Origin of the sequence: Paraburkholderia sp. BCC1876, from assembly GCF_902833695.1 — a bacterium.
Classification (GTDB): domain Bacteria; phylum Pseudomonadota; class Gammaproteobacteria; order Burkholderiales; family Burkholderiaceae; genus Paraburkholderia.
The window spans coordinates 1-25,686 of the sequence record NZ_CADFGI010000008.1 but is presented as its reverse complement, the minus strand read 5'-3'; the positions used below and the strand labels follow the sequence as shown (position 1 = coordinate 25,686).

16 protein-coding genes and 7 pseudogenes are annotated in these 25,686 nt (G+C 57.2%); 10 read left to right on the top strand and 13 right to left on the bottom strand.

The window, feature by feature from the left end:
• The first annotated feature begins 546 nt into the window (after nucleotides 1-546).
• Both HWY05_RS25885 and HWY05_RS38420 read left to right on the top strand, forming a co-directional pair.
• Nucleotides 547-1,614, top strand: coding sequence for a glycosyltransferase family 4 protein (locus tag HWY05_RS25885; protein ID WP_035553117.1), 1,068 nt, complete (start codon nucleotides 547-549; stop codon nucleotides 1,612-1,614).
• 447 nt (nucleotides 1,615-2,061) lie between these two features.
• Nucleotides 2,062-2,160: pseudogene (locus HWY05_RS38420) on the top strand (IS110 family transposase); the annotation flags it as partial.
• A 96-nt stretch (nucleotides 2,161-2,256) separates the two neighbouring features.
• On the opposite strand, the pseudogene HWY05_RS25880 reads toward HWY05_RS38420, so the two are convergent.
• The 7 genes and pseudogenes from HWY05_RS25880 to HWY05_RS25850 all read right to left on the bottom strand — a co-directional run bounded on the left by HWY05_RS25880 (nucleotide 2,257) and on the right by HWY05_RS25850 (nucleotide 11,609).
• Nucleotides 2,257-3,129 (bottom strand): annotated as a pseudogene (locus tag HWY05_RS25880) (slipin family protein).
• Between the two features lie 216 nt (nucleotides 3,130-3,345).
• Nucleotides 3,346-4,167, bottom strand: a complete 822-nt coding sequence (locus HWY05_RS25875; RefSeq protein WP_035553119.1) for a PRC-barrel domain-containing protein — start codon at nucleotides 4,165-4,167, stop codon at nucleotides 3,346-3,348.
• Between the two features lie 53 nt (nucleotides 4,168-4,220).
• Nucleotides 4,221-5,015, bottom strand: coding sequence for a PRC-barrel domain-containing protein (locus HWY05_RS25870; protein ID WP_176060064.1), 795 nt, complete (start codon nucleotides 5,013-5,015; stop codon nucleotides 4,221-4,223).
• A gap of 51 nt (nucleotides 5,016-5,066) precedes the next feature.
• On the bottom strand, nucleotides 5,067-5,654 hold the full coding sequence (locus HWY05_RS25865; protein ID WP_176060063.1) for a YSC84-related protein: 588 nt from the start codon (nucleotides 5,652-5,654) through the stop codon (nucleotides 5,067-5,069).
• Nucleotides 5,655-5,776: 122 nt separating this feature from the next.
• Entirely contained in the window at nucleotides 5,777-6,646 is an 870-nt protein-coding gene (locus tag HWY05_RS25860; RefSeq protein WP_035553126.1) for an ADP-polyphosphate phosphotransferase, read from the bottom strand.
• Nucleotides 6,647-6,823: 177 nt separating this feature from the next.
• The gene (locus HWY05_RS25855) at nucleotides 6,824-9,793 is read right to left on the bottom strand and encodes a plasma-membrane proton-efflux P-type ATPase (protein WP_208459110.1); all 2,970 of its coding nucleotides are present in this window, start codon (nucleotides 9,791-9,793) and stop codon (nucleotides 6,824-6,826) included.
• 1,228 nt (nucleotides 9,794-11,021) lie between these two features.
• Entirely contained in the window at nucleotides 11,022-11,609 is a 588-nt protein-coding gene (locus HWY05_RS25850) for an NAD(P)H-dependent oxidoreductase (protein WP_176060062.1), read from the bottom strand.
• 935 nt (nucleotides 11,610-12,544) lie between these two features.
• Here HWY05_RS25850 and HWY05_RS25845 point away from each other — a divergent pair.
• Nucleotides 12,545-12,700, top strand: a pseudogene (locus tag HWY05_RS25845) (IS5/IS1182 family transposase); the annotation flags it as partial.
• 2 nt (nucleotides 12,701-12,702) lie between these two features.
• Here HWY05_RS25845 and HWY05_RS25840 read toward each other — a convergent pair.
• A pseudogene (locus tag HWY05_RS25840) lies at nucleotides 12,703-12,816 on the bottom strand (transposase); the annotation flags it as partial.
• A gap of 63 nt (nucleotides 12,817-12,879) precedes the next feature.
• Between HWY05_RS25840 and HWY05_RS25835 the strand changes: the two are divergent.
• The 3 genes from HWY05_RS25835 to HWY05_RS25825 all read left to right on the top strand — a co-directional run bounded on the left by HWY05_RS25835 (nucleotide 12,880) and on the right by HWY05_RS25825 (nucleotide 15,559).
• Nucleotides 12,880-13,701 (top strand): PRC-barrel domain-containing protein, encoded by an 822-nt coding sequence (locus HWY05_RS25835; RefSeq protein WP_176060061.1) that lies wholly within the window; start codon nucleotides 12,880-12,882, stop codon nucleotides 13,699-13,701.
• A gap of 107 nt (nucleotides 13,702-13,808) precedes the next feature.
• Entirely contained in the window at nucleotides 13,809-14,846 is a 1,038-nt protein-coding gene (locus tag HWY05_RS25830) for a mechanosensitive ion channel family protein (RefSeq protein WP_111930216.1), read from the top strand.
• Nucleotides 14,843-15,559, top strand: a complete 717-nt coding sequence (locus tag HWY05_RS25825) for a VIT family protein (protein ID WP_111930215.1) — start codon at nucleotides 14,843-14,845, stop codon at nucleotides 15,557-15,559. The genes HWY05_RS25830 and HWY05_RS25825 overlap by 4 nt, the downstream gene beginning before the upstream one ends.
• A 38-nt stretch (nucleotides 15,560-15,597) precedes the next feature.
• Here the strand turns inward: HWY05_RS25825 and HWY05_RS25820 are convergent, their stop codons facing one another.
• Nucleotides 15,598-16,170, bottom strand: a complete 573-nt coding sequence (locus HWY05_RS25820; protein WP_176060060.1) for a DUF1269 domain-containing protein — start codon at nucleotides 16,168-16,170, stop codon at nucleotides 15,598-15,600.
• 47 nt (nucleotides 16,171-16,217) lie between these two features.
• Nucleotides 16,218-17,225 carry a zinc-dependent alcohol dehydrogenase family protein gene (locus HWY05_RS25815; protein ID WP_176060059.1) on the bottom strand — a complete coding sequence of 336 codons (1,008 nt, stop codon included), beginning with the start codon at nucleotides 17,223-17,225 and terminating at the stop codon, nucleotides 16,218-16,220.
• A gap of 1,005 nt (nucleotides 17,226-18,230) precedes the next feature.
• Here HWY05_RS25815 and HWY05_RS25810 point away from each other — a divergent pair.
• Nucleotides 18,231-18,623, top strand: a complete 393-nt coding sequence (locus HWY05_RS25810) for a PRC-barrel domain-containing protein (protein WP_176060058.1) — start codon at nucleotides 18,231-18,233, stop codon at nucleotides 18,621-18,623.
• A gap of 172 nt (nucleotides 18,624-18,795) precedes the next feature.
• Nucleotides 18,796-20,196, top strand: coding sequence for a paraquat-inducible protein A (locus HWY05_RS25805; protein WP_176060057.1), 1,401 nt, complete (start codon nucleotides 18,796-18,798; stop codon nucleotides 20,194-20,196).
• A 250-nt stretch (nucleotides 20,197-20,446) separates the two neighbouring features.
• Here HWY05_RS25805 and HWY05_RS25800 read toward each other — a convergent pair.
• Nucleotides 20,447-22,594, bottom strand: a pseudogene (locus tag HWY05_RS25800) (copper-translocating P-type ATPase); the annotation flags it as partial.
• A gap of 1,074 nt (nucleotides 22,595-23,668) precedes the next feature.
• Here HWY05_RS25800 and HWY05_RS25795 point away from each other — a divergent pair.
• Together HWY05_RS25795 and HWY05_RS25790 are read left to right on the top strand one after the other, a co-directional pair.
• A pseudogene (locus HWY05_RS25795) lies at nucleotides 23,669-23,959 on the top strand (universal stress protein); the annotation flags it as partial.
• Between the two features lie 49 nt (nucleotides 23,960-24,008).
• A pseudogene (locus HWY05_RS25790) lies at nucleotides 24,009-24,407 on the top strand (MFS transporter); the annotation flags it as partial.
• A gap of 370 nt (nucleotides 24,408-24,777) precedes the next feature.
• Here HWY05_RS25790 and HWY05_RS25785 read toward each other — a convergent pair.
• Nucleotides 24,778-24,960 (bottom strand): hypothetical protein, encoded by a 183-nt coding sequence (locus HWY05_RS25785; protein WP_176060055.1) that lies wholly within the window; start codon nucleotides 24,958-24,960, stop codon nucleotides 24,778-24,780.
• Nucleotides 24,961-25,105: 145 nt separating this feature from the next.
• A partial coding sequence (locus HWY05_RS25780; protein ID WP_244146695.1) for a hypothetical protein occupies nucleotides 25,106-25,686 on the bottom strand: 581 nt, incomplete at its 5' end.

Here is a 25,686-nt window from a genome sequence, read left to right as displayed (position 1 = left end):
GAGCTCTCGTGTCACCTCTGCGTTAGGCGTTAGAGACTCGTTTATATGCATGATTGAGAACCTTTGTGGACGGAGGTCGAGGAAGCGAATTCTTCCAGCACGGATTCAATCGTCGTCCACAAGACGGACTTCACCATATAGGTAGGCAGACTACTGGCGCACAGACAGTAACGATAGGGTCGGAAACTACTCAGACCGAGGGCAGGCAATCAACGTTGATCGATTCATCGTAACGTTGGCGTAGAACCCGTTCGTTGCCCAGCATCCTCATCGGCGAAACACGCGTTCCATCGGAGCTTCATCTTGAATAGTACGGTCATCTGAGAAAAGACGGCGCTCTTCTCTTAAGGCGGAGCTTGCCCGCTAGCGTACAGACCGATTGCTTGCTATGTAGGACACTCAGGCGGAGTGAAAATAACCATCATTCAAGTCCGAAGGCCGACCAACACGGAGGACAGGCTATCTGCGCAACGTCCAGCATCGAGAATTGAATTCCGGCGAGCGGACGTGTCGCCATACATAGTGGGTTTGCCTGGAGAGTTATCGATGAGAATCGCACAAATAGCGCCACTGCACGAGGCAGTGCCTCCTCTGCTTTACGGCGGTACCGAACGCGTGGTTTCTTACCTCACCGATGCACTTGTTGACCTGGGGCATGAGGTGACGCTGTTCGCTACCGGAGACTCTCGCACGAAGGCCACCCTTGAGGCAGTCTGGCCACGAGCATTGCGCCTCGACTCGACGATACTCGACGCAATGGCGCCGCATGTGGTTCTGTTGGAAAGGGTAAGGCAGGTCGCCGACGAGTTCGATGTACTCCACAGCCACCTCGGCTATCTGCCGTTCTCGCTGTTTTCCGAGATCGACGTCCCATTCCTGACGACGCTTCATGGACGCCTCGATCTCCCGGAACTACAACCCGTATTCAAGGCATTCCCGGCAGCGCCAGTCATCTCCATCTCCGACTCCCAACGCCTGCCCCTACCGCAGGCGAACTGGCTCAACACGATCTATCACGGCCTGCCGGAGGATTTGCTGAGGCCGACCAACTTGACAAAGCCTGCATACCTCGCCTTTCTGGGACGTGTCTCCCCCGAAAAGGGCATCGATGCAGCCATCACAATCGCGGTAGAGAGCAGGATGCCGTTAAAGATTGCAGCCAAGGTGGACAAGGTTGACTACGACTACTTCAAGGCAAAAATCGAACCGTTCCTTTCCCTACCCGATATCGAATTCATCGGTGAAATCGCCGAGGATCAGAAAGCAGAGTTTCTGTCCGGTGCCAAAGCACTGCTGTTTCCAATCGACTGGCCCGAACCGTTCGGCCTGGTGATGATTGAGGCGATGGCGTGCGGCACACCGGTGATTGCATTTAATCGTGGCTCCGTGTCAGAAGTCATCGATCATGGCCTGACTGGTTACATCTGCGAAGATATCAACGGTGCGATTTGCGCACTGAAGCGCCTCGACGAACTGTCGCGCGCTGAAATCCGCGCGCAGTTCGAATGCCGATTCAGCGCCAAGGTGATGGCGCAGCACTATGTTGAGGCCTACGCAGCCCTGTCTCAGCGTTCCATGGCCCCCGCCGTACGACGTGCCGCGGCTACCGGTTGAGTTCATGAATCGCGTAAGCTCACCGCTACGATACGGCCCTGGAACCGAGACTTCCTCCGCTCAATCAGTCCACATCTCAGCCCTCCGAATCGGCAACTGTCTATGTGCGCCAGACCGCCCTCGTCCGGTCCAGCTGCTGCGCTGAATGTAGAGGATCGTGGTCCAATGAGGCTTAATGTCCCAAACCAGGCAGCCTGAAAGCACAGACCCTTCGAGCGAAGCAACAGCACAACGAGTTCCTCTCACGTGCGCTACGCGCCGTTGAAATGATTTTTCCCCATGCTGAACACGCAGACCAAGGTTGTTTGGACAGAATCGCAGTCCGGCCACACAATGACCCAGCGACGCCGAAAAATTTGCCTCGATCCTGACAGAGTGACCTCTCGACCCAACTCCACTCATCTGGCCTCGGCGCTGCGGGTTGCGTGTCAGCGCTTCACGGCGCGTGGGAAGTCCACAATGTCGGTGCTTGGCGCTGCCATGCGTAAGCTCGTACATGTGTCCTTCGGCGCCTTGAAAACTCGACAGCGTTACCAGGCGAACTACCTCGCGAGCGCTTCAGCGCGAATACAACATCTCTACGAGATCCGGGGTGGTTCGGAGGTTCCAGATCCATTCACGCATCGCCTCATGATCGAAGTTCTATGCGGCGGTCTTTAACGGCGTAACTAATGGTGCTGACGGAAGTTCATGCCCGGAGATCGCCAGCGCGAGGGCAGGATTGAGACTATCCACCATGGAGCTTGGCAGGAGGATCGTCGCACCGCGCTCTTTGGTTGTCTCGTAAATAATGTTCATTGCGCGCAGTTGCAACGCTCCCGGCTGACTTTCATATACTCGCGCAGCTTCGACGAAATTTGAAGCGATGGCGGCTTCCGCCGAGCCGAGGATCACACGAGCCTGCTTTTCGCGCTCGGCCTGCGCCTGGCGCGACATCGCGTCCTGTAAAGCTTCCGGGATAGCGACATCACGAATCTCGACTGAGCCGACTGCGATGCCCCACTCCGCCGTCTACCCGCCGATCTCGTCACGCAGGTGTGCATCCGCCGCAGTCCGATCCGAAAGTAAAGTCGAAAGCATCGATGATCCGATCAACTCGCGCAACGTCGTCTGCGCTACGCGATCAATCGCCTGGCGGTAGTCCGTAATGGAGAGCGCCGCTTTCTGCGCGTCGCATACGTGCCAGAAGATTATCGCGTCGACATTGACCGGCACTGTATCCTCCGTCAGCGCCTGTTCCGCGTTAAACGCAGTTGTTTGTATGCGTTCGTCTATAACTGCAACTACCGTGTCCAGAATGGGAATAATCATGAAGAATCCCGCCCCTTTTACGCTCTTCAGCTTACCGACACATAAGATCACGAATTTTTGCCAGACATTAGCAACTTTCACCGACATGGTGATGAAAATCGCGACTAGAAATGGAGAGATCGCCATATATACATTCATGAATGCCGCCGCTGCAATAGCCGCCACCATGAACAAAGTGGACAAAAGTAAGGTAATCGGATTCATGGCGAGTGTACCTCTGAAAAAGGAGGTCGTTGACGCGGAAAATCCGGTTTGATCGTCTCGTGCACGGCTATTATTTAGACTTGGAAAAGGGGAGCTTCCGAGTCAAAGACTAGTGTGCACGCAGCGGCGTTGAAGGTCGGTATGCTGCCGTACTGGCGCCACAGCACAACCACTTCGGGGTCCCATTACGGAGGGAAACGTCTCAATCACGTTCAGCTAAGGGGCAACCTCGCCGAGGTGAGCTAGCAGCGCTTCAGTATCATCCTCTGACCAATACTTATCCTTTCCGTAAAATCCGTGCAGCGCTTTTTCATAGCTTCGGGCGAGCGGAGCCGCCTCGTCATAAGCGGGACTGCTCCTTATCGCTTCGCACGTGAGTTCTGTTGTGACAGTGGAGTCGAACCAGTTGGTCTGGCGAATCCATTGGGTTGAAAGTAAAACCTTACTGCCACCCGGCCACCAGTTCCGCGTATCAACGCTGAGGTACCGGATTACCCACGCAGTATCGTCAAAAATGAAACCGCAAACATGACCAATATTGCCGTCCACGGCCCTGACACGACAACCGCTCACTGCAGCAGTACTGCGCAGGTGAATATCGGCCGGTCGATCTGGATCTGACCTCCCGTCCGCACGCCCCTCCGGGTCAAAGCGCGGCGCGTCGGTCGACCCCGGGAACGCGGGATAGGCACCAGGCCCCCACAAGTTCGCACTGCCCCAGTACCTCGGATAGCCGTAGTAAAGGAGGTGGCTTGTTTCATACTGACGAGACACCGGCTTATCTGTATCGATATCCGGGCTGTCCCTCACCTGTTGCCGTGTAAGATCAACGTTCACGGCACCCGAGTCCAGGTCCGACTTTTTGATCGAATACGGTGAAATCAGCACCTTTCGTTCGCCGATCCAGTTTCCGACATCAACAACCAGATATCGTATCCCCCAAACCTCGTCATCAAAATACGCCTGTTCGACGGTTCCGATGTCTCCATCAAGTGCCGCGACCGCGTATCCGTGAAGACTGTCAATGCTTCGCAGCATTAGGTTGCTCCTATGAACAGGTTGAGTCCCCGTCGCCTTGTATGCCTGCGCGCCTAGGAAGGTATCGCGTCATTAGACCAGTATCCGTCTTTCCCATAATGCTTATAGAGGCTTGCTTCATAGCTACGATCCAGCGGAGAATCGCCATCGTAAGTTGGGCTACCTTTGATCGCCTCACACGTGAGTCTGGTAGAAACGGTAGAGCCGATCCAGTCGATCTGTTCAATCCATTGCGCTGCGAGCAGCACCTGCTTGCTACCGGGCCACCAGTTTTTCGTATCAACGATCAGATAACGAATCGCCCAGGCTACGTCGTCGAAGATGAAGCCGCAGACATGGCCGATGCGGCCGTCACCGGCCTCGATGTGATAGCCCATGACGGCCTTCGAGCTTCGAAGATGAACGTCTGCAGATGCGCTGTCAGCTTCCTGCTCGTGCCGGATACGCACCGCCGACTCCATCCCGATGCTCGATACCATCGACCCGTATCCGGGATAAGCCCCAACGCCCCAAAGATATGCGCCGCCCCAATAGGTCGGATATCCGTAGTAACCGAGGTATTCAGTCTCATGCTGACGCGATACCGGCTTATCCGTGTCGATATCGGGACTGTCGTTTATCTGTTGTCGTGTCAGGTCGACCGCGATCGCGCTCGAACCCGTCTCCGGATGCTTAAATGAATACGGCGAAATCAGTACCTTTCGCTTATTCATCCAGCCTCCGGTTTCCACCACAAGATAACGTACTCCCCATGCCTCGTCATCGAAATAGACCTGGTCGATGCTGCCAATCTCCCCGTCCCGGGCTGCAACGGGGTTTCCGTAGAGGCTTTCCAAAGTTCGCAACATCCTGACTTCTCCTTCATCCGTTCACGTGTCCCACTGCCGACCGTTGGCTTGCTAAAGTGACTTCAACCGGGTCACCTTCGTGTCGTCGAGTGACACGCCCGCCATCAGCCCGTCGTTCGTCAAGACAAATGCATCCGCCTGACTACTGGCGGTGCTCGTGTCGACTTCGCCATTTGCGCAAATCGTCAGTACTGCGACAGATGCGTCGCCTTCGGCAGACCAGCCCTGGCTATTCCGAAACCGGTTGAGAGCGTCATCTGTCATGAAAATGAAAACGATCGCCATCGATTGCGCACCGATCTGCCAGCCTATCGAAGCCGTTGCCGTACTGTAGTAGCCGACCGTGCGCCCACCCATGCGTAGTGCGCCCTCGCCGTACTGCCCGCCAACGCCTATGCCAGCGTCAATGACTGACGGGAACACAAGCACACCACGGGCCTCGGAGACCAGTTCGCGTGATCCGTTGGCGGAAGTGAAGAGGCGGGTCAACGTCGAGTCAACCCCAGCGTTGATCGTTTGACGACTGTCGGTCTGTCCGCCAGTCGTGTCGGACATGCCCGTCGTCGTGCACCCTGAAACCGCGAGTGCAATGGTCAGGATTGACCCGGACGTACTGAATATGAAATTCCGTCGTAGCATCACTGGCTCCTGAATAGGTCCACCGTACGTTAAAGCTACGCCATGACCTGAAGGGATGCGGTACGACAGCGTACAAACTTTCAATTCAATCGAAAGGTGTTCGTGCCGTTGCGCTCAGTGCTTCACTTTTCAAGCCGCTTTCGTATCGCTAGCAGTTCATGCCGTCGCTCCTCGCTGACTTCTGGATAAGACATCTTGAGTCCTTCGAACGTATTCAGAACGATCTGCGAGACTATCAGTCGAGCGTTTTCCTTATCATCCGCCGGAACGATATACCAAGGCGAGTCAGTCGTACTTGTTGCGCTGATGCATTCCTCAAACGCTGTCGTATAGCGCGACCAGAACTTCCGCTCTTCAATATCGGCGAGGCTGAATTTCCAGTTCTTGTCGGGGTCCTCAAGGCGCGCCAGAAAGCGCTTTCTCTGCTCCTCCTTCGAAAGATGGAGGAAGAACTTGACGATGCGGGTGCCGTTGCTATGGAAGTGTCGCTCCATATCGACGATCGAACGATAGCGACCCTGCCAAACCTTCTTCTCGTCAAGCAACGCGTCAGGCAGCCCTTCGCTACGAAGAATCTCCGGGTGAACGCGCACAATCAGCACTTCCTCGTAGTAGGACCGATTAAAGATACCAATCCTTCCCCGCTCCGGCATATCGCGAGTGGTACGCCAGAGAAAGTCGTGCTCCAGTTCGGTAGGAGTGGGATGCTTGAAGCTGAACACCTGGCAACCCTGCGGATTGACTCCTGACATAACATGCCGGATGGCACCATCTTTTCCCGCAGCATCCACTGCCTGAAAGATCAGCAGTAGTGCATAGCGATTTGAGGCGTAATGAAGTTGCTGCAACCCACTCAACTTCTCTACATGGTCATGCAGCATCTGCTTATAGTCTTTTTTCGACTTGTACACCGGGGCAACGGTCGTGGGAAATTTGGCAAGGTCGATGTGGCTCCCCTCCAGTGCGCAAAAATTCTGTGAGTTGATTTTCATCTTCATGCCTTTGGGAATAGTTAATTCTTTACTGGATAAACCGTTTCATGCTGGGGAGCAGCGTTTGCGACAAAAAAAGCCCAATAGTGATTGAGGTCATCCCTTTATGCGCCCGAAGTGGTCGCCCCCCTGGATCCATAGTGTGGCGCGCGGTGTTCACGATCGGTTTGCATCGACTCATTCCTGAGGTTTTTCTTTCTGGAGCTTTCGCTCCGCTGCATCCCAGTCCTGAACAGCCTGAACGTCCTCCCTCCCTAGCTCCTCGTACAGTTGATGAACACGTTTGACGAGTTGCTGAGTCGGGTCGGACGGTGTTTCACCTTTACCTTCTGGTCCGGATGTAACGTTGCCCTCGGGCTGGGGCGTGGCCTCTGCTTCGGGATGGGCTGTGCCCTTTGCCACAGGCTGAGGCGCGGCCTTCGCTTCGGGCCGGGGTGTGGCCCCCGCTGCGGGCTGGGGTGTGGCCTTTGCTGCGGGCTGGGGTGTGGCCTTTGCTTCGGGCTGGGGTGTGGCCTTTGCTTCGGGCTCGGGTGTGGCCTTTGCCTCGGGATGGGCTGTGCCCTTTGTCTCAGTCTGAAGCGCGGCCTTCGCTTCGGGCTGCGGCGAGCCCGTGGCATCAGGCTGAGGTTTCGTATCCGTTTCAGATTGCGTTTCGGCTTTGATGCCACCCGTGTGCCCACCTTTGACGGAATCAAGTATGCGGTAGGCGAGCAACTTCAAGGGATCGGTCACGAGGAAACATGCAATAGCATAGCCCCAGACAAAAGCCGCCCACCGCCAGCCGATCGGCGTCATGAATAATCCGTAGACCGCAATCAGGGTCGCCACCAATTGGGTACCCAGGACAGCAAAGAGAAGGACTTTCGCGGGACGTATCGACCAGAACGGCCCACGCGTACGGGTCAGAAAAATCGTCAGGTGCCCCGCAACAGACAGCTTCAGGTACATCAACGTCTGGATATGCGGGCGATCGAGATGAAATACGCGTTCGCCAAGGTAAAACAGGCCGAATGCAGCGCCGACACCGAAGATCCCCAACACCGTGGCGATCCCCAGCACGAGCCGCATGTTCCATGCCTCAGGCTGGTCCTTGTAGTGAACGTTATCGTAGGCAATGGACAGAATGGCGCCGTCATTGAGCAATGCCAGCATCACGATCATCACTGCGGTCAACGGGTAAAAGTTAAAGACCAGAATTGAAAGCGTCATGAACATCAACACCCGCAGGGTTTCGGCGATGCGGTACATCGCGTAGCTGGTCATCCGCTGGAAGATCTTCCGGCTCTCCTTGATCGCGTCGATGATGACAGAGAGACCAGGCGTGGTCAGTACAATGGCGGCCGCAGCACGCGCCGCGTCCGTTGCGCCCGAAACGGCAATACCACAATCGGCTTTCTTCAGCGCCGGCGCGTCATTCACGCCGTCGCCAGTCATACCAACGATGTGGCCGCGTTTTTGGAGGGCATTGATAATCCGGAACTTGTGCTCAGGAAACACTTGAGCGAAACCATCGGCCTTCTCGATGGATTCCGACACTGCCGCCGTCTCCTGATCCTTCGCGTCGCCGAGGCTTCGCGCATCGAGGATATTCGCGCCCATACCGAGCTTCCTGGCAGTTTCCTGGGCAATGGCCAACGCGTCGCCGGTGACCATCTTGACCTTCACGCCCATCTGTTGCGCGGTCGCGATGGTTGACGCGGCATCGGGCCGTGGCGGATCGAACAGAGGCAATACACCGATGAATTGCCATTTCCCGTCTGCTTCGGCCCGCGCCACGCCTAATGCGCGAAAACCACGCGCTGCGAATTCGTTGACAGCCTTGTCAACGGCGGCCTTTACTTCTCCGGCATTGGCCGACAACGCAAGGATCACCTGCGACGCACCCTTGCTCACCTTGAACGTCTGCCCGTCCGGACCCGTGACGGCGGCCTCGGTGCGCTTATGGACCGGATCGAATGGCTGGAAGTGGTCGATCTGATAGCCCTTCAGGGCCTCTCTATCTTTCAGTCCGCCGAGTACAGCAAGGTCGATGGTGTCGTTATTGTCGGCGCGCGATGCCAGCGCGCCAGCAACGATGATCTGATCGGCAGGAATATTGTCGACACCGAACGGGTCACCCAAGGTCAACTTGTTCTGGGTCAGCGTGCCGGTCTTGTCGGCGCACAGCACGTCGACGCCCGCCAATTCCTCGATCGCCACCAGCCGGGTCACGATCGCCTTTTTCTTCGCGAGCAGGCGTGCGCCGACTGCCATGGTCACGGACAACACCGTCGGCATCGCCACCGGAATCGCGGCAACCGTCAGGACAAGGGCGAATTGCAAGGTGGTAAGGATCGGGTCGCCACGGAAGATAGCGACCGCGACAATCCCCGCCACCAATACCACTGCCAGGATGATCAGGTAATTGCCAATTTTCAGCACGGCACGTTGAAAGTGGCTGACCGTGTCTGCCCCCTGAACCAGCTCTGCCGTTTTACCGAAGTAGGTTTTCGCACCCGTGGCATAGACGAGCGCATCGATTTCACCTTGGCGAACGATCGAACCGGAAAACACCGCCTCGCCGGATTTACGCGTCGCGGGCAGCGACTCTCCCGTCAAGGCAGACTGATCGACCTCCACCGCGTCGCCGTCGAGCAGGCGCGCATCCGCCGGTACAATGTCCCCCATACGCACGCGAATGACATCGCCTGGCACCAGATCGCGCGCCGCCGGTGTAGTCCATTTTCCGTCGCGCTTCACCCGGGCCTTGATTGCCAGGGTGGCCTTTAGCGCTGCAATGGCGTTCCCCGCCTGGTGCTCTTCCCAGAACCCCACGACCGCGTTGGCCAGAAGCAGAACGAGAATGATGCCAAAGTCAGGCCAGTGCCGAGCTGCCGCGGAAAGAATCACCGCCACTTCGATCATCCACGGAATGGGCCCCCAGAAATAGCTGAGGAATTTGAGCAGAGGATTGGTCTTTTTTTGTTCAAGCTCGTTAGATCCGTATTGGGTCAGGCGTTTCTCGGCTTCGGTTTGACTGAGGCCATCCGGCGACCATCCCAATTTCTTCTCGACCTCCGGCATCGGAAGGGTCTGCAACGCGTCCACACGCGGTTTCATTCCCGGTTTTGCATCCGGAGACTTGGGCTTCCCGGCGAGGACTTCCATGGCGTGTACTCCCCTCTGTCCTTACGATGCCTCGTATGTCATGGTTAGCTGCTACCGCTGCGATCTGTGATCCATTACCAAAACGAGCGCGAACTCTGCATTCTTTTGATGGTTATAGCGATGGTATGACAAGACACCCTTCACACCCGACGGAACTTCCGCTGCTCGGGTAGCAGATAGTGGGTCGCGCCGGACCAGCGAACTTCGGCCCGTGAAAAGAACGTGTCCCTGAGTCGCAAGCCGGATTGACGCATGTCAAATCGGCTGACAGTCGTTACTCGAATCATAGAGTCGCCCACCCGGATGCAACAGGTTCGGAAACTACTCAGACCCGGTCTTCGCGCGACAACCGGGAGTATTGCGACAGGCATCTTTCGATTTGCCAACTCAAAGCGGGTCATGCTATGCAACCGTCATAGAAGCGCGATCGCTATGGCTAGAGCCATCAGATCCTGTGCTTCTTCGATAATGCTTCGCCGCGATGGCTTACCTCTGGAGGTGTTCGAAGCCGGACATGGGACCGGATATTTCACTTCGCATCTTTCCAAGCACGGTTTATAGCATGTGCTGTTGCGCCGGGCAGTTCGCTTCTCTAACTTTTCTCATTTAAATGCGTGGGATATCAGATCGTCTAGTGTTCCGAATATCTGACAGTCCACCCGGTACGAGGCTTGTTGCATCGTGTTCAGTCTTTCCGCCGCTGTGTGTCGCACCGGTATCGGTGATATCCAAGACGAACGACGCAAGTCCCCCCAATCACGACACCCGCGAGGGCGAGCCACAGCAGGCACAAGTAGCCTACCAGTTGGCGAAACTCACTGATTCGATCCTGCATGACGGACGCCATATAGGAAGGTAGATCATCGGCAGCGTCCGGGAACGTGGTTCGGTAAAGATAAAAGGACCGGCAGACTTCGTTTTCAGGCTGCCTGCTGAGAAGTAGCGCGCCAGCTCGCATCGCGCGAACTTCGGCGCACTCCGGTGCCGCCATGCCGGCCATGATTGATCCCTCAATAGGATGATCATAGGTCGAACCAGCCCATGTCATGCCGATTGCAATCAATATGCTCAGAACTGCTGCCTGAACTAACGTGACCCACCATTGGTGTGGATTTCGTCCTCTCGCGGAGTGCATCTCTGCCGCTCCTTTCCCTTATCGTGAAGCAGTCGCCCGGTATCGGGAAAGATTCGACATGCCGGCGCGCAGTCGCGTCACGTCAACGCTTCGTTAAAAATGCTGCCGTGCACAGGCCCGGATGCGCTCCATATGCTGCGCCGCCACAGCCTCCGTCAAGAACGGAACAATCTCGTCGAAATGTAGATGCTCGATCAATTCGAAGCCGGCTGAGCGGAAGATATGAGTTTCCTGCAACACCTCCATGGCGTTCCAGTTGCCGCTCTTCACTAGCAGCGGTAGTGGCGCACCGGAGCAGGTGACCATCAGCGCCTTTTCCCCCCCGTGCAGGCCGTGCACGATACCTTGACTGGATTCGTAAGCAAAACCGCGAGCAAAGACCCGGTCGACATAACCCTTCATCATCGCCGGCATCGATATCCACCAGAGCAGATAGAACATGGTCAGGACATCCGCGGCACGAATCTCGTCCTGCGCCTTTGCCACATCGGCACCGGCCGGGTGCCCTGCGCTAACCGGCATCCACTCATGTGCAATCAATACAGGGTTAAATCGCATTCGATACAGATCACATGTCCGTTGCGTATGTCCGAGTTTTTCCAGCTCATCCGTGTAGGCGCGGGCGAGTCTCATCGTAAAGCTGTTTTCTACGGGGTGAGCCACAATGACGAGTTGTTCCACATATTCTCCTCGCGATTTAACGTACGCAATCCTGATTGATATCCCAGTACGACATCACTGTCCTCGCATGTCGGTTTGGCGCACAAAATAGCTGCTGTCGTACACTCAGTTGTGCAACATGCTCCGCGGGAAGCTTTTTATAGTCGTGTTTCGGCACGTAGACGGGCGCCACCGTCGTTGGCCATTAGGGAGTTTGATCTGGTCGCCCTGATGCACCCGAAAGTCCTCCGATCTGGCTTTCATTCTGGTCCTCTTCATGCTCCGCGCTGCATAAGCGCACTTAGGTAATCCCGAGTCTCGCGAATACCGAAATCTCCAACGCATCCAATAGCACTGTAAGCCGCTTTCTGCGCGGCGCACACTTTCCCGATCGCTTCGTCGATGCGCTGCGCGCTCGGTCCGATACTTCCTTCTCCGATAGTCTGCGCGTCGTCGCCACTTTCGATCGGATGGATAGACCAGTCATGCGCAGTTCGATGACCCAGATGGGCACACACTCAGTTTGGCGCGCCAGTCAAAGAAATTCGGTACGGCAGCGGTCAGTCTAGACCAACCAATGATCGACCGACGAAATCTTCTGGTAGCTATCTGAAGCCCCACGCGTGCGCGGCTCGTCGCCCGGCGGCATCGTCGGATATAGAGCCGTATCCGCCATTTGTACGGTGTCGTACCGCATCTCCAATCGCACTCACGTATCGTGATGTCAGCACCGTCTGATAGGTGGGAAGGGCGCGCAAGCACCGGACCCGGGCAGGTCGATGCGCTCGTACTGACCCGCAGCGGGTTGATGGCCGGCGCGTCTTTCGATTGCATCAAGGTCAGTTGGCTTGATCCCCTATCGTCTAGCAGGTCGGTGAAATACCTCACATACCGGTCATCCGGAACACAGGCGTAAACGTTGAACTGATGTCATCAATGAAAGCGAGATGGAACGAATGCGCGGACCAGACGGTTTTACCGAGTCGATGTTCACAGTGTTGAAGCTGGATGACTTCGTGCCGAAGGACCATCCGTTGCGTCCGATTCGCAGCTGGCTTAATGACACACTCAAGCGCATGGACGATGTGTTCGCGCGGATGTACGAGGCTGACGCCATGTTGTAGGAAATCTGTTCCACCATCATGCGCTCGCTACGAATTGAGTACAGAACCTGCAGCAAAAGAGCTCGCACCAGTTTCTCCGGCGCGATGCTCGGCCGACCGCCTTTCGCTAGACAGCTGTATAGCGCGTGACGTTTCCCCGCTCGCCCGCTTCTATGTTGGAGGAAATCATGTTGCGGAGCATAAAGGATCTACATGGCTGCACGGTCAGCGCGATCGACGGCGATATTGGAACGGTCGATCAGGTCTACTTTGATGACGAGGCGTGGGCCGTGCGATATCTGGTGGTCAAGACCGGCCATTGGCTCAACGAGCGCCGCGTCCTGATATCCCCCTATTCGATCAAGCACACAGACCCGGGTTCCAACGTCGTTCATCTGAGCCTCACGCAGCAAGCAGTAAGAGACAGTCCGGGCATCGACACGCACAGGCCTGTTTCGCGTCAGAATGAGGTTGAATGTTTGCGTCACTACAACTATCCAGCTTATTGGGGCGGACCGAACTTGTGGGGAATGGGTGCCTATCCAAGGTTCGATCCGGCTGACGTGGCACCTGATCCCGCGCCGGTCCCTCCTCAGATTGGACCCCAAGCTGTACGCTCGCCTGACGACGTGCATCTGCGCAGCACGGACGAGGTAACAGGTTATCGGCTTGACGCTGTTGATGGTGGGATTGGCCATGTTTCCGGGTTTATCTATGACGATGAAGCCTGGGCGATTCGATATCTTTGCATCGATACACGCAGCTTGTTGCACGGCGGAAAGGAGATATTGCTCGCGGCACACTGGATTGCGGGAGTCGACTGGCTGGCAAAGACCGTCACCACTGAACTTACCCGAGACTCCATCCGTCGCAGCCCCGTCTACGACGATTCAGTTCCGATTCATCGGAGCTACGAGGTTGCGCTTCATGAGTTTTATGGAAAGCAGGGGTACTGGTCGCAAGCTGGACCGGCATCGTTGAGCGAATATGTCCAAAGTACAGCCACTTAAGATAATGCGCATGTTGCTAGTTGGGGAAACGGGGATGCTGCGACTGCGACGTTAGACGTTCATTCATAGGCGGATAGCGGCAGCTCGGGGCGGGAGTCTAAATCGATATGTTCGGTTTTCTGGAAATTAGCCTCCTTTCGATCGCAGGCGTGCTTCTGCTGCTTCGTGTGCTTCCGTACGGTCGACTGTACCGTCCATTTTTCGCCGGCGGCGGTGTCCTCTTGCTGATAACCGCGCTCTTTCCGCGGACGGATAACCCGATCGGCCAATTTCTCTTCGGGACAACTGGGAGTGGCCTTCGCCTGCCACGCGAGATGTTCGGGATCGTGTGGTGGATTCTGGGTGCTTGGCTGTGCAAAAGCCTGCTTGATCTGGTGCTCACCCGGACGTTTTTCCCCGATAACGACGAACCTCACGCGCGGCGCCTGTTCGCCGATCTGGCATCGGGGCTCATCTATGTTCTTGCATTCGTCGGCATCATCGGCGTCGTGTTCAAAGAACCGCTCTCAACCTTCCTGGCGACCTCTGGGGTCGTGGCAATTGTGCTCGGTCTTGCGCTCCAAAACACCTTGGGCGATGTACTCTCCGGTCTCGCGATCAACATCGAACGCCCATTTGGAGCGGGTGACTGGATTACCCTGACCGATCACACCTCTGGCCAGGTCATGCAGGTCAATTGGCGCGCTACTCGGATCAGGACATGGGCCCATGACATTGTCGTCATTCCGAATAGCGTCATTTCGAAGTCGATTGTAACGAACCACAGTCGCCCGAAAGGCCCCCATCGCTGCATTATTCGTCTAAGAGTCGATCTCGCAGTGGCACCTTCGCGCGTGATCGAAGCGTTGAAAGTCGCGGCCGCCGGTAGCCCAGACGTCGCTCATGGCACCATTCCCCAGGCCTACGCATGCGCATTCTCGGACTCCCTCGTGTGGTATGAGTTAGCTTTTGCGCTCGACAGTTTTGCACTGACACCCGACGCGAAATCGGGGATGCTAGGACGCGTAGCAGACACATTCCGGAATCTCGGCATCCACATCGGCACGCCGCCGACAGATGTCCGGATCATTCAACGGGGGGATCTTGCCGTTGCAACTCGTGCGCCACACATCGCAACCTTGCCGAAACCGAACGAACGCAGATGAAGGCAATTGGCGAACATGAGGGGATCGGGAAACGGAGTCGCCATCGAACGGGCAAAAGCGGCTGGCTGCGCGCTGCAGTCCTGGGAGCCAATGACGGCATCCTGTCGACGTCGAGCCTGGTTCTCGGCGTCGCAGCTGCACATGGTAGTCATGGCAGCGTCTTGATCGCCGGAGTTGCAGGCGTTGTCGCCGGTGCAATGTCCATGGCTGCGGGGGAGTACGTGTCGGTGCACTCGCAGAAGGATACCGAGGAGGCGGACCTGGCAATTGAACGGACGGAGCTTAGAACAGACAATTCAGGCGAGCACGCTGAACTCGCGGCGATCTATGTCGGCCGCGGTCTCGACCTGCCGCTCGCCAAACAGGTCGCGGACAAATTGATGGCCCACGACGCGGTTGGCGCGCACGCCCGGGACGAACTCGGCCTGACGTCGGCCCTCAAAGCCCGCCCGATCCAGGCAGCGCTTGCCTCGGCAGGCAGCTTCGCCGTCGGGGGCGCCATGCCCCTGCTAGTCGCCGCCTTGGCACCGGAATCGCGGATAGCAGTCTTTGTCTCTGGGGCGTCCCTGTTTTTCCTGGCGTTTTTGGGGGGTCTTGCGGCGCGAGTCGGCGGTGCTGGCGTGATTGCAGGCGCCACCCGGGTCACGTTCTGGGGCGCGTCAGCAATGGCGATCACGGCGGGCGTCGGCAGCCTGTTTGGAAGACTGATGTGAACCGCGGCCGCCACGTTAACCCATCGGGCCTGAGTCTTTCAAGTTGCAGCAGGCGCGAGGTGGCTCGTTGCGACCGCAGGGCTTACCGCTTGATGCATGTCCAGACGAGTCGCATCCGAACTCTGGAGTACGGCGCGCGCTCGAGCCATTTCATCTGCGGGTCCATGACCCACGACGAGAAAGCCGTCGGCTTTCACCGCTGCTTCGTATTTGATAACGCTGTCCTTTGGAATGCCATAGTCGAATAAAGCTGCGCCAAGTGCAGAGAGCCCGCCAACAACAACTGCGCCTTCCACGACACCCTCGATCGCAGCAATGACCAGCGCGGCGAGATGCCCTACTACGACGACAGGCCCAATTACCGGAATCGCGAAAAAGACACCGCCAAAAAGGAGACCCCACAGCGCACCCCAAAACGCTCCGTATTTTCCCCACATCTTCATGCGATCGCCGATATTGTAGAAACCAATGATTTTTTCTTCCGTGTGGTAGCCCTTGCCGATCACACTAAAGTTCTTCATGTTGAATCCACCGTCGATAAGCTTGCTTACGGCGACATTAGCCTTCTGGTGATCATCGAAGGTCGCGATTACAACATCGTATGAGTTCATGGTGGTTCCCTTCATTGGTGAGTGAGAAAAAGGTGCCGGCGTCTGCTCTAAGGTCGGTCGTGAGACTCATCCGGCATGACAAGCACGGCAGCCCCCGAAAGGCGCCCTGCCCGCAGGTCATCGAGCGCCCTGTTTGCATCCTTCATTGGATAGCGTGTCACCTCGATCTCGAGCTTGATCTCGCTGGCGAGGCGCATAAATGCCGCTCCATCTTCTCTCGTGAGATTGGCGACTGAGCAAATCCGGCGCTCCTCCCACAGGAGGTCGTAAGAGAAAGCCGGGATCTCGCTCATATGTATTCCGCCGCAAACGACAATTCCGCCTTTGACGAGCGCTTTAAGCGCAATCGGAACCAGAGCGCCCACCGGGGCGAAGATTAGCGCGGCGTCAAGCTCTTCTGGCGGTGCTTCATCGCTACTCCCGGCCCACCGTGCGCCAGATCGAAGCGCAAGCCGTTGTGCCGCGATATCGCCGGGCCGAGTGAAAGCGTAGATCGCGCGCCCCTGATGGCGAGCCACCTGCGCGACGATGTGCGCGGCCGCGCCAAACCCGTAGATACCGATACGCCTGGCGTCGCCGGCCAATTCCAGCGTACGGTAGCCGATGACGCCGGCACACAGAAGCGGCGCCGCCTCTGCATCCGCATACGCAGGGGGTAAATGCAAACAATAGCGGCTATCGGCGACGGTCCGTTCTGCATAACCGCCGTTGATCGTATAGCCCGTGAAACCAGGGTTATCGCACAGGTTTTCCCGATGCGCGAGGCAGTAGTAGCAATGGCCGCACGTATGTCCAAGCCATGGAACGCCAACCCTATCTCCCGGCTTGAAATCGCGCACCTCAGAGCCTATCGCGGCCACTACGCCTACTATTTCATGGCCCGGAATCAGAGGGAGTTTCGGTGAAGTCAAATCGCGATCCACCACGTGCAAATCGGTGCGGCACACGCCGCAGGCGTGAATGTCAATCAGCAAGTCGTCATCGCCCACAACAGGCTCGGCAACCTGCGTTTCACGCAAGACCGGTGATATACCGTCAAACATCATTGCGAGCATCTCAACTCCGCCTCTAACGTCTGCACAGGTTTGCCATCGAAAGTGACTGGGTTGTACCGATGCGGCAACAAGCGCCCTTGCAGCGTCGCGGGAGCGCGCAGTAACGGCACATTCGCCACTTGTCTCACTGGTCGACGTCGTCCCCCGCCCCGCCTTCATTCACCCACATTTCGATACGATCACGCTGATCTGAAGCAACGCCGTACTCATCCGCCAACGCAGAATCTGGGTCGTCGAGCGTTACCGCGTAAGCGGAAGACGCATCTTGCCGTCGCGAGGCGCGCATAGGCTGAGTCTGCCAGGTCGTATTCATTCTGGGTGGATGTCGGATTCAACAACCGTGAGTTGCCGATCGCTCTCCCGCGAAGTGTGTGTAGGCATGTAGGCGGTATCAGCCTCACGAAAATTCGTCACGCTTCCGACGATGTGGTGTATCGACCGGCCGAACGTGGCCAACGTACCGGATACGGCAAATGCATGCTCGCTCAACGCTTTAACACACTGCGCGCGGATGCTCTCGGTCAGGGCTTTGCGAGTGGGATACATCAACGACTCTCCGAGTTTCGAGAAATAGAACTGCAGATTCTGGCGCCGGCGTCGCAACTGACGGCGGGGAGACCTGGATATGCCGTTCCGAGAAAGCACCGGCTCCTTACGTCTAGGCTAGTCCTTCTGGCTCGCCTGGGACAGGTTCGGAAACTACTCAAGGATCGGAGCCGCAACACTGAGCCAACTGAACCCGCTGAGATTGCCGTTATGGGAATCCGTCGCACCTCGAAAAAAAATTTGCCGGATGTCCGTCGCCGTACCGACTGCACAGTAATTGCAAGCCATGCTGACCCAATGGGATAAGTGCACCACACCCCACCGAAGTCTTACGAAGACCATGTATCGATGGGTTTCAAGACATTGGCCTTTTAAAACGCATAGCGCCCTTAGGCTTGGCGAACTGAGAAAAGCCTAAGTGCGTGATGACGTCATGCCGCCAACCTAGTGAGGTACACCATGAAACAATTCAAATACCCCCTGAGCGCCGCCCTCCTGGCAATGGCCGTCATGAGTGGGTCGCTTTGGGCTCAGGGCGCGCCACAGACGATAAGTGTCAAGCGAGTGGACGTGGTTCAACTTGCGACCGGATATCGTGCCTCGAAAATCAGCGGTTCTTCCGTGTATAACGGCAACAAAGACATAATCGGGACCATCGACGATCTGATCATCGGTCCAACGGATCCCTTACCCTATCTTGTGCTGTCGGTCGGGGGCTTTTTGGGCATGGGAACCCATCTGGTCGCCGTGCCGTTCAGTAGCATTCAGATTGTCGACAAACAGATACGCCTGCCCGGCGCAACAAGAGATTCACTGAAGGCATTGCCCGAATTCAAGTACACGCCGGAATAGTGAAGAAATCGCAGCTGCGTTCGAGGTATGAGCGAGAGCCTCGGAAACTCCCCCGACATCGCGTCCGCAGCTAACACAAGCGGCCATTTAATAGGGCGCAAATTAGCCCCGATGAGCGCATCAGGTTCAAAAGAAGTCCGGGGCCAATCACGTTGTCTGCATTTAGGCCAGTATGGAATACGCCAGGAACCTGATCGCGTGCCGTAATTGCGACATGTTGATCCGCAAACGAAGGTTGATCGGCCGCGGCGAAATTGCATTCTGTCCGCGGTGTAGTTCGACGCTCTACAGCAACATGTCGCGGCGGATCAACCTGGCAAGCGCGGTAGCGCTGGCCGCTCTGATCACCTTCCTGATTGCCCAGGCCTACCCGATCCTCGAACTAGTGGCCGATGGCACCACGTCGCAGACCACCCTGATCGGCGCGATCGTGGTCTTATGGCGCGAGAACATGCAGTTCGTCGCGGCATTGGTGTTTTGCTCGACCGTTCTGTTTCCGCTGACCGAGCTTCTCGCTTTGCTCTATGTTCTGATACCCCTCAGCACTGGCTATATCCCCCCGGGATTCAACAAGGTGCTGAGGTTGATCCAGTTGGTGCGGCCGTGGGAAATGATTGAAGTCTTCATGCTCGCAGTGCTGGTTACGATGGTGAAGATGCAGAGTCTCGCACGTGTGATTCCGGAAACCGCTTTGTTTGCATTCGTCGCGCTGACGCTGATGCTCGCGGCTCTCGTGAAGCTGGATTTGTTCGCCCTATGGGATTTTGCGGACGGTCTGCCCGCAGGAAAACCCACGAAGTACCCCGCGGGTAATTCCGGGGAAGCAACGCAACCGCTGCCAGCAATGGCGGTGGCCTCACGATCGCCCGTGGCCAATCCTACCCTTACCTACGTCACCGCGTTACAGATGGGTCTGATTGCATGCAATGCGTGCGGACAGGTTGAGCCGCGCGACTTGTCAATCAAGCGCCAGCGCTGCCCGCGATGCGACTCCGTGCTGCACCGGCGTCATCCCGATAGCCTGAAACGCACCTGGGCGCTGCTGGCCTCCGCAGCGCTCCTATATATTCCCGCCAATCTGCTACCCGTCATGCATACAGCTTCATTGCTGAACACGCAAGACAATACGATTATCAGCGGCGTAGTCTACTTCTGGACATCGGGTGACTGGCCGCTCGCTGTTGTCGTATTCGTCGCGAGCATCATCGTGCCGATGCTGAAAATCTCCGCGCTGGTGCTTCTCCTGGTCACTGCGCAGCGTCATTCACGTTTGTATCCCCGCGAACGCACCACGCTATACCGGTTTCTGGAACGCATTGGGCGCTGGTCAATGCTCGACGTATTTGTCGTCACACTGACCGTCGCTCTGGTGCGCTTCCAGTCGTTCGCTGAGGTCACTGCCGGCCTCGGGGTTATCGCATTCGGCTCGGTGGTGATTCTCACCTTGCTGGCCTCGATGCAATTCGATCCGCGACTCACCTGGGACGGCGCGGGGGACAGTCCCGAAGTCGTTCACAACTCTAACGACGACGGGCACAAAAGCACTCACGTCGGCTCCCCATCCGTAAAGTAAAGGCCTAAAACGAACATCAGCACATACTGGTCGTTCACTTCGCGCCAGTAACCGTTCGAAATCGTCGACGATGGCGAGGGGCTGCACACGTCATCCGATGAAAAGGCAATACCAGTCTGGAATCACCGAGAAGGCCTTGAACGCAATCTATTCCGCCTGAGCCTATCCGAGAAAGATCTCATCACCCTTTAACCAGACTGCGGGTGACCTCCACTTGAAATGCAAGCCACGTCAGACTGTGTCCGCTCCACTAGATCCGTGCTGTTCGTAGTCTTAGCGCGTTCCCAATGACCGAAACGGAACTGACCGCCATCGCAGCACTCGCGATAACCGGGCTCAGCAGGACGCCAAGCCAGGGGTACAGAACACCCGCCGCAACCGGTATCCCAATAGCGTTGTAGGCGAATGCAAAAAAGAGATTCTGACGGATATTTTTCATCGTCGCGACGCTGAGCACACGCGCCGTCGCAATGCCCCGCAGGTCGCCTTTAACAAGCACGACGCGCGCGCTGTTCATTGCGACGTCGGTACCGGTGCCCATCGCAATGCCGACGTTAGCCTGCGCAAGAGCCGGCGCATCGTTCACCCCGTCACCAGCCATCGCCACAATGTGTCCTTGCTGTTGCAACTCCTGCACGTATTTGTGTTTATCCTCCGGCAGCACGCCCGCCTTTACGCCGTCGAGGGCTAATGCTTTGGCGACCACATTCGCGGTTACCGGATTGTCGCTTGTGAGCATAAATATTTTGACGCCGGAGTCGCGAAGGAGCCGGACCGCCTCTGGCGTCGTACTTTTCACCGGGTCAGACACTCCGACGTAGCCAGCCAGCTTGCCGTCCAGAGAGAGATACATCACGGTCTGTGCGCCTGCCCGCAGACTGTCCACCTGCCAGGTTGCGGAAGAGACGTCCACGTGGGCGTCTTCCAGCAGCCGCGCGTTACCAAGCAAAACGGCGTGCCCGTCAATTGTTCCAGCCACACCTTTGCCGGTCAGAGATTTGAATGACGAAACGGGTAATAAAACTGCATCGTTATCGTGCGCATGGCTGACGATCGCCTGGGCAAGCGGATGCTCACTCATGGCTTCCAGGCTCGCTGCGTAAGAGAGGACGAGGCCTTGCGCCACGTCATTCAGCGCGATCACTGCCTGGACGCGAGGCTTTCCCTCCGTAAGCGTACCCGTCTTGTCGACGACCAGTGTGTCCACCTTCTCCATCAGCTCCAGCGCTTCTGCATCCTTGATGAGCACGCCCTGTTTCGCGCCGCGACCAATGCCCACGATAATCGACACCGGCGTCGCGAGACCAAGTGCGCAAGGACAGGCAATAATCAGCACGCTAATGGCAACGACCAGCGCGTTGCCGACTGCCGGCGCGGGCCCCCAAATGACCCATCCGGCGAAAGCAACGATGGCGATGACGATGACGGTGGGTACGAACCATCCCGATACTGTGTCAGCCAGTTTTTGGATGGGCGCCCGCGAACGGCCAGCTTCTGCGACAAGCTGGATGATTCGCGCGAGCAGCGTTTCGGCGCCAACTTTCTCGGCCCTCATGAGAAACGAGCCGGTTTGATTGACGGTCGCACCGGTCACCTTGCTCCCCGAAACTTTTTCGGCCGGAATCGGTTCGCCGGTGATCATCGACTCGTCCACGGTCGATTGTCCTTTGGTGAGAACGCCATCAACCGGAACCTTTGAGCCGGGCTTAACCCGCAAGATATCGCCGGCAACGACCGCGTCAAGGGGCACAACCTCGTCGGTGGCGTCTGCCCTCAAACGGATCGCCGTATTTGGCGCGAGTTTCAGGAGGTCTTTTATCGCACTTGAGGTTCGTGAGCGGGCACGAAGCTCAAGCACCTGGCCAAGCAGGATCAGAGCCACGATGACAGAAGCCGCCTCGAAATACAAAGGCAACTCATGTCCGCGGCGGAACGTCTCCGGGACCCCGGCGGGAAACGATAATGCGTAAACACTGAAGAGGTACGCCGTGACAACGCCGAGGCCAACAAGGCTGAACATGTTTAGTCGCCAAGTCACGAAGGATTTCCATCCCCGTTCGAGAAATGGCCATCCTGCCCATAGAACCACCGGCGTCGCCAACAATGCCTGTAGGTATTCGGACCATGAGACGCCTGTCGGATGCGGCAATCCCCACGCGGCCGCCGCGCGGTCAACCGCTGCGTTGAGGTCAGGGATAGGGAGCATATGTCCCATCGTCAGCCACAGCAAGGGCAACGATAGCGCTGCCGCGCCCCAGAAGCGCAGCGTCATGTCCTTGAGTTCACCGTCCGATTCGTCCGCCGTGCCGGGCGTGTTCAACTCGAGCGTCATGCCACATATAGGACACGGTCCAGGCTCCGGCAACCTGACTTGAGGATGCATCGGACATGTGTACACGGCATTTTTTTCTGGCGCGGGCGTGCGAGCCTCTGCAATTGGCAGATTCAAGGATTTCATGGTGTTCATCCGCAGGATCGAGTTGCCGCTAGCCTCTGCCTGTTTGCACGGCAGAAGCGTTTTACCCTGCTCGCAATCGAGGCAGAAGTCAGTACGGTGTCGTACCTCGAAGCCGGCCGACCTCTACTCATACAAAAGGTATGAATGTCTCTTCATGGTCACGCAGCGAACCGTCTCCGACGGTGTGCGAGCGACATGAACGGGGTCGACAAAGAGGCGATCGTGTCTGCCCGCCAGCGGCCCTTCGCCAACCCGGCGATGATTTCATGGTGCCGAGACGCGGTTACGACTGCGCATGCTGACTGCGCCGTTACGCGCCTATTCCGTTAGGATTGGAGCAAACATGTCATCGCGATCGCGAGCCGTCCCGCCACCTTCGGAAGCAGGCGATTACGCTCTTATTTTCCCTTTGCTGGAACCGAATGACCCTGACGCAGTGACGACGAGCAGCGAGAAGGGAACTGCCGCGCTATTTGTACCTTGATGTGACCAAATGCCTACGGGGAACTACGCAGCTCCCTATGAAAACACTAGACCTTATAACTGTCAGGCTTACGATAGAAATTCGCGCTCAGCGTGGTTCAACGCCAACTAGCCTCGCGCTACCGCCAACACGGGTTCCGCTGACGGTAATCTTGCCGCTCTACCGGCAAGCGGCCATCGCGGCGCGCGAGAACGCCACGCCCGACACCGCGAGCATGGGTCTGTTGGTGGGCATGTGCGAGGCATCATCTGATCCGGTGGTGCAGGCGCTGCAACCTTATACGATCAGCGGCAGCCAAGCTGCACGCAGACGACACGCCGATCCCTGTACTCGCCCCACCACCTCAAATTCCTGTTCGCAATGGCGTGGAAACCCGGTTTCTTTTTGCCGTGGAATCCCTGTTCACTTTGGCGTGGAATATTCAGGCAATCGAACCTTTAGGGAAAATCTCCTCTTTGTTAAGCGTAGTATTGGTCAGACACCGTGGTTTCGGCGTACCGATTCCAGTTGGGCTAAAAGTAGCCAACAAGATGCTACATGCCGATTGCGCTGCAGGAACACCACTTCTGACTTCATCCCCAGCCATGTTCGATATCCTCCTTGTCCCGCTCGACGGCTCACCCCAGAGTGTCCGCGTCATCGACCTGGCCGGCCGCGTGGCTGCACCAGGTCGGGCAACCGTGCACCTTCTATGCGTTGTCGACCCGTCCTACTTTTTGCCTCCCGACTGCGAAAGTGGCGTCGCGCGCGATGGCCTTACCTATCCGCCCGCAGAAGCGCAGACATCTTTCGCACGATCCGTCCTGGTTGCCGCGGCCGCACAGCTCGCTGACCGGAATGTCACGGTGGAACAGCACCTCTGCGCGGGAAATCCCGGCAATCATCTCGGCCGAAAAGCGCGGCAAGATGAAGGCCGTTCTGCTTGGCGCGATCGGTCTTGTCCTGATTGGACAGATGCTGTTGGGCACCGCACTCCATACGATTACCAGTGTGGCGGCGATCCTGTTCGTCTATTTTCTCGGCTTCAATATTCTTGAAGCTTCGCAGCCTTCGTTGGTGTCGAAACTGGCGCCGGGCACGCGCAAGGGCGCCGCCACCGGGGTCTACAACACCACGCAGTCGATTGGACTGGCGCTGGGCGGGATAGTGGGCGGCTGGCTTCTCAAGGTAGAAGGCCAAAGTGCAGTCTTTTTCGCCTGTTCGGGGCTGGTGTTGTGTTGGCTTGTAATCGCCGCGGAGATGAAACCGTCAGCACACAGGAAGGCGTAGTAAGCCTGAGCGGGCGGGGCACAGGTCCGCGCAAGCCCTGACGCAGTCCTGTCTTCACGCGGGATATCGGGATTCAGCTCGTACTATGTCAGACGATGGCACTGGGCCGGTCGCAAATGTTCCCATAGTCGTGTCGTGTCGACTTTTCGATTCAGCTTTTATGTCAAACGCAGCGCGTCAACCTGCTCCTGGATTGAGCGGGCGAGTTTGAGTAGAGAATCCAGGGCGGCAGAAAAAGGATAGTTATCTGAATACCTGTGTCTGATTTCACTTTTTGCAGAGGATAAACACGCCGGTAAATCACGAAACAATGCGGTCCAAGGAAGGGAGTACCATTGGCTCAGCCCTCGTAGGGCAGCAGAGGTGTCTGTCATCGGGAAGCACAGCGGAGTTCCAGCATGAACGGCGCCTCGTACTGCTCGATCAGATCCACGAGCGACATCAACCGGTCGCCGTCCGGCGAGTCGGGCGCCGGATCGAGATCAACCAGCGCCGATACGGTTTCGAGCACTTCGCGGTATTCTTCCTCGTTCTCGATACGACGCACGGTCATGGTTTGCCCCGGGGAAAATGCTGCCAGTGTATCAGCCAGCAGACCGTCTACTGCTCGTTGCCACGTCGGCGTGCCGCGGAACCAGTCCGCAGAGTCCCAGGACGCGATATCGGAATCCTGCCGACCGGTTAGGTCGGTTGACGATTTACCATATCGCATCGCGATCCAACAGAAATTCCTCTCGCGCAGCAGCAATCACCAGAGCCGGATCGTCAATAAAGATATCTGCCGGCGTCCGGCCATCAAGCAGCGCAAGCGGAGAGTACAGCCAGAACGTCCGCCTCCAGCCTGCGCGATCGCCTTCACTCGGCAGGACGGCGAGGAGTACGGCAACGTCCTTCCGTATGGTGCCTGAACAATTGAACTGGAAGTCCGGGTAAAGGAAGCAATGCCGGGGCGCAGACCACACTCCCAGCAGGTCACCACGTGCTTGCGCCCGGATCGCGTACGTTGTGGCTTCACTAGCCGGGGCCTTGCCGCCCAGTTCGGCAACTTGACGGGCGTCGGGCCACCCCTTCTTAAGCAGCTCGTCACGGAACTCGATCGCCGACACGGTGCCCGGCAATTCATTCTGCGTTTCCACCGCATCCCCTTCAACGGTTGTCGATGGTGCTGGGGATCCGCTCAAATCTGGCGTCGCAAGGTTGACGGCGGCGTTGCAAACGCGTATGCGCGCGACGAGATGAGGGGTAGGTGGTCCTGGGGATACTGGAGTAAATGGCAAGG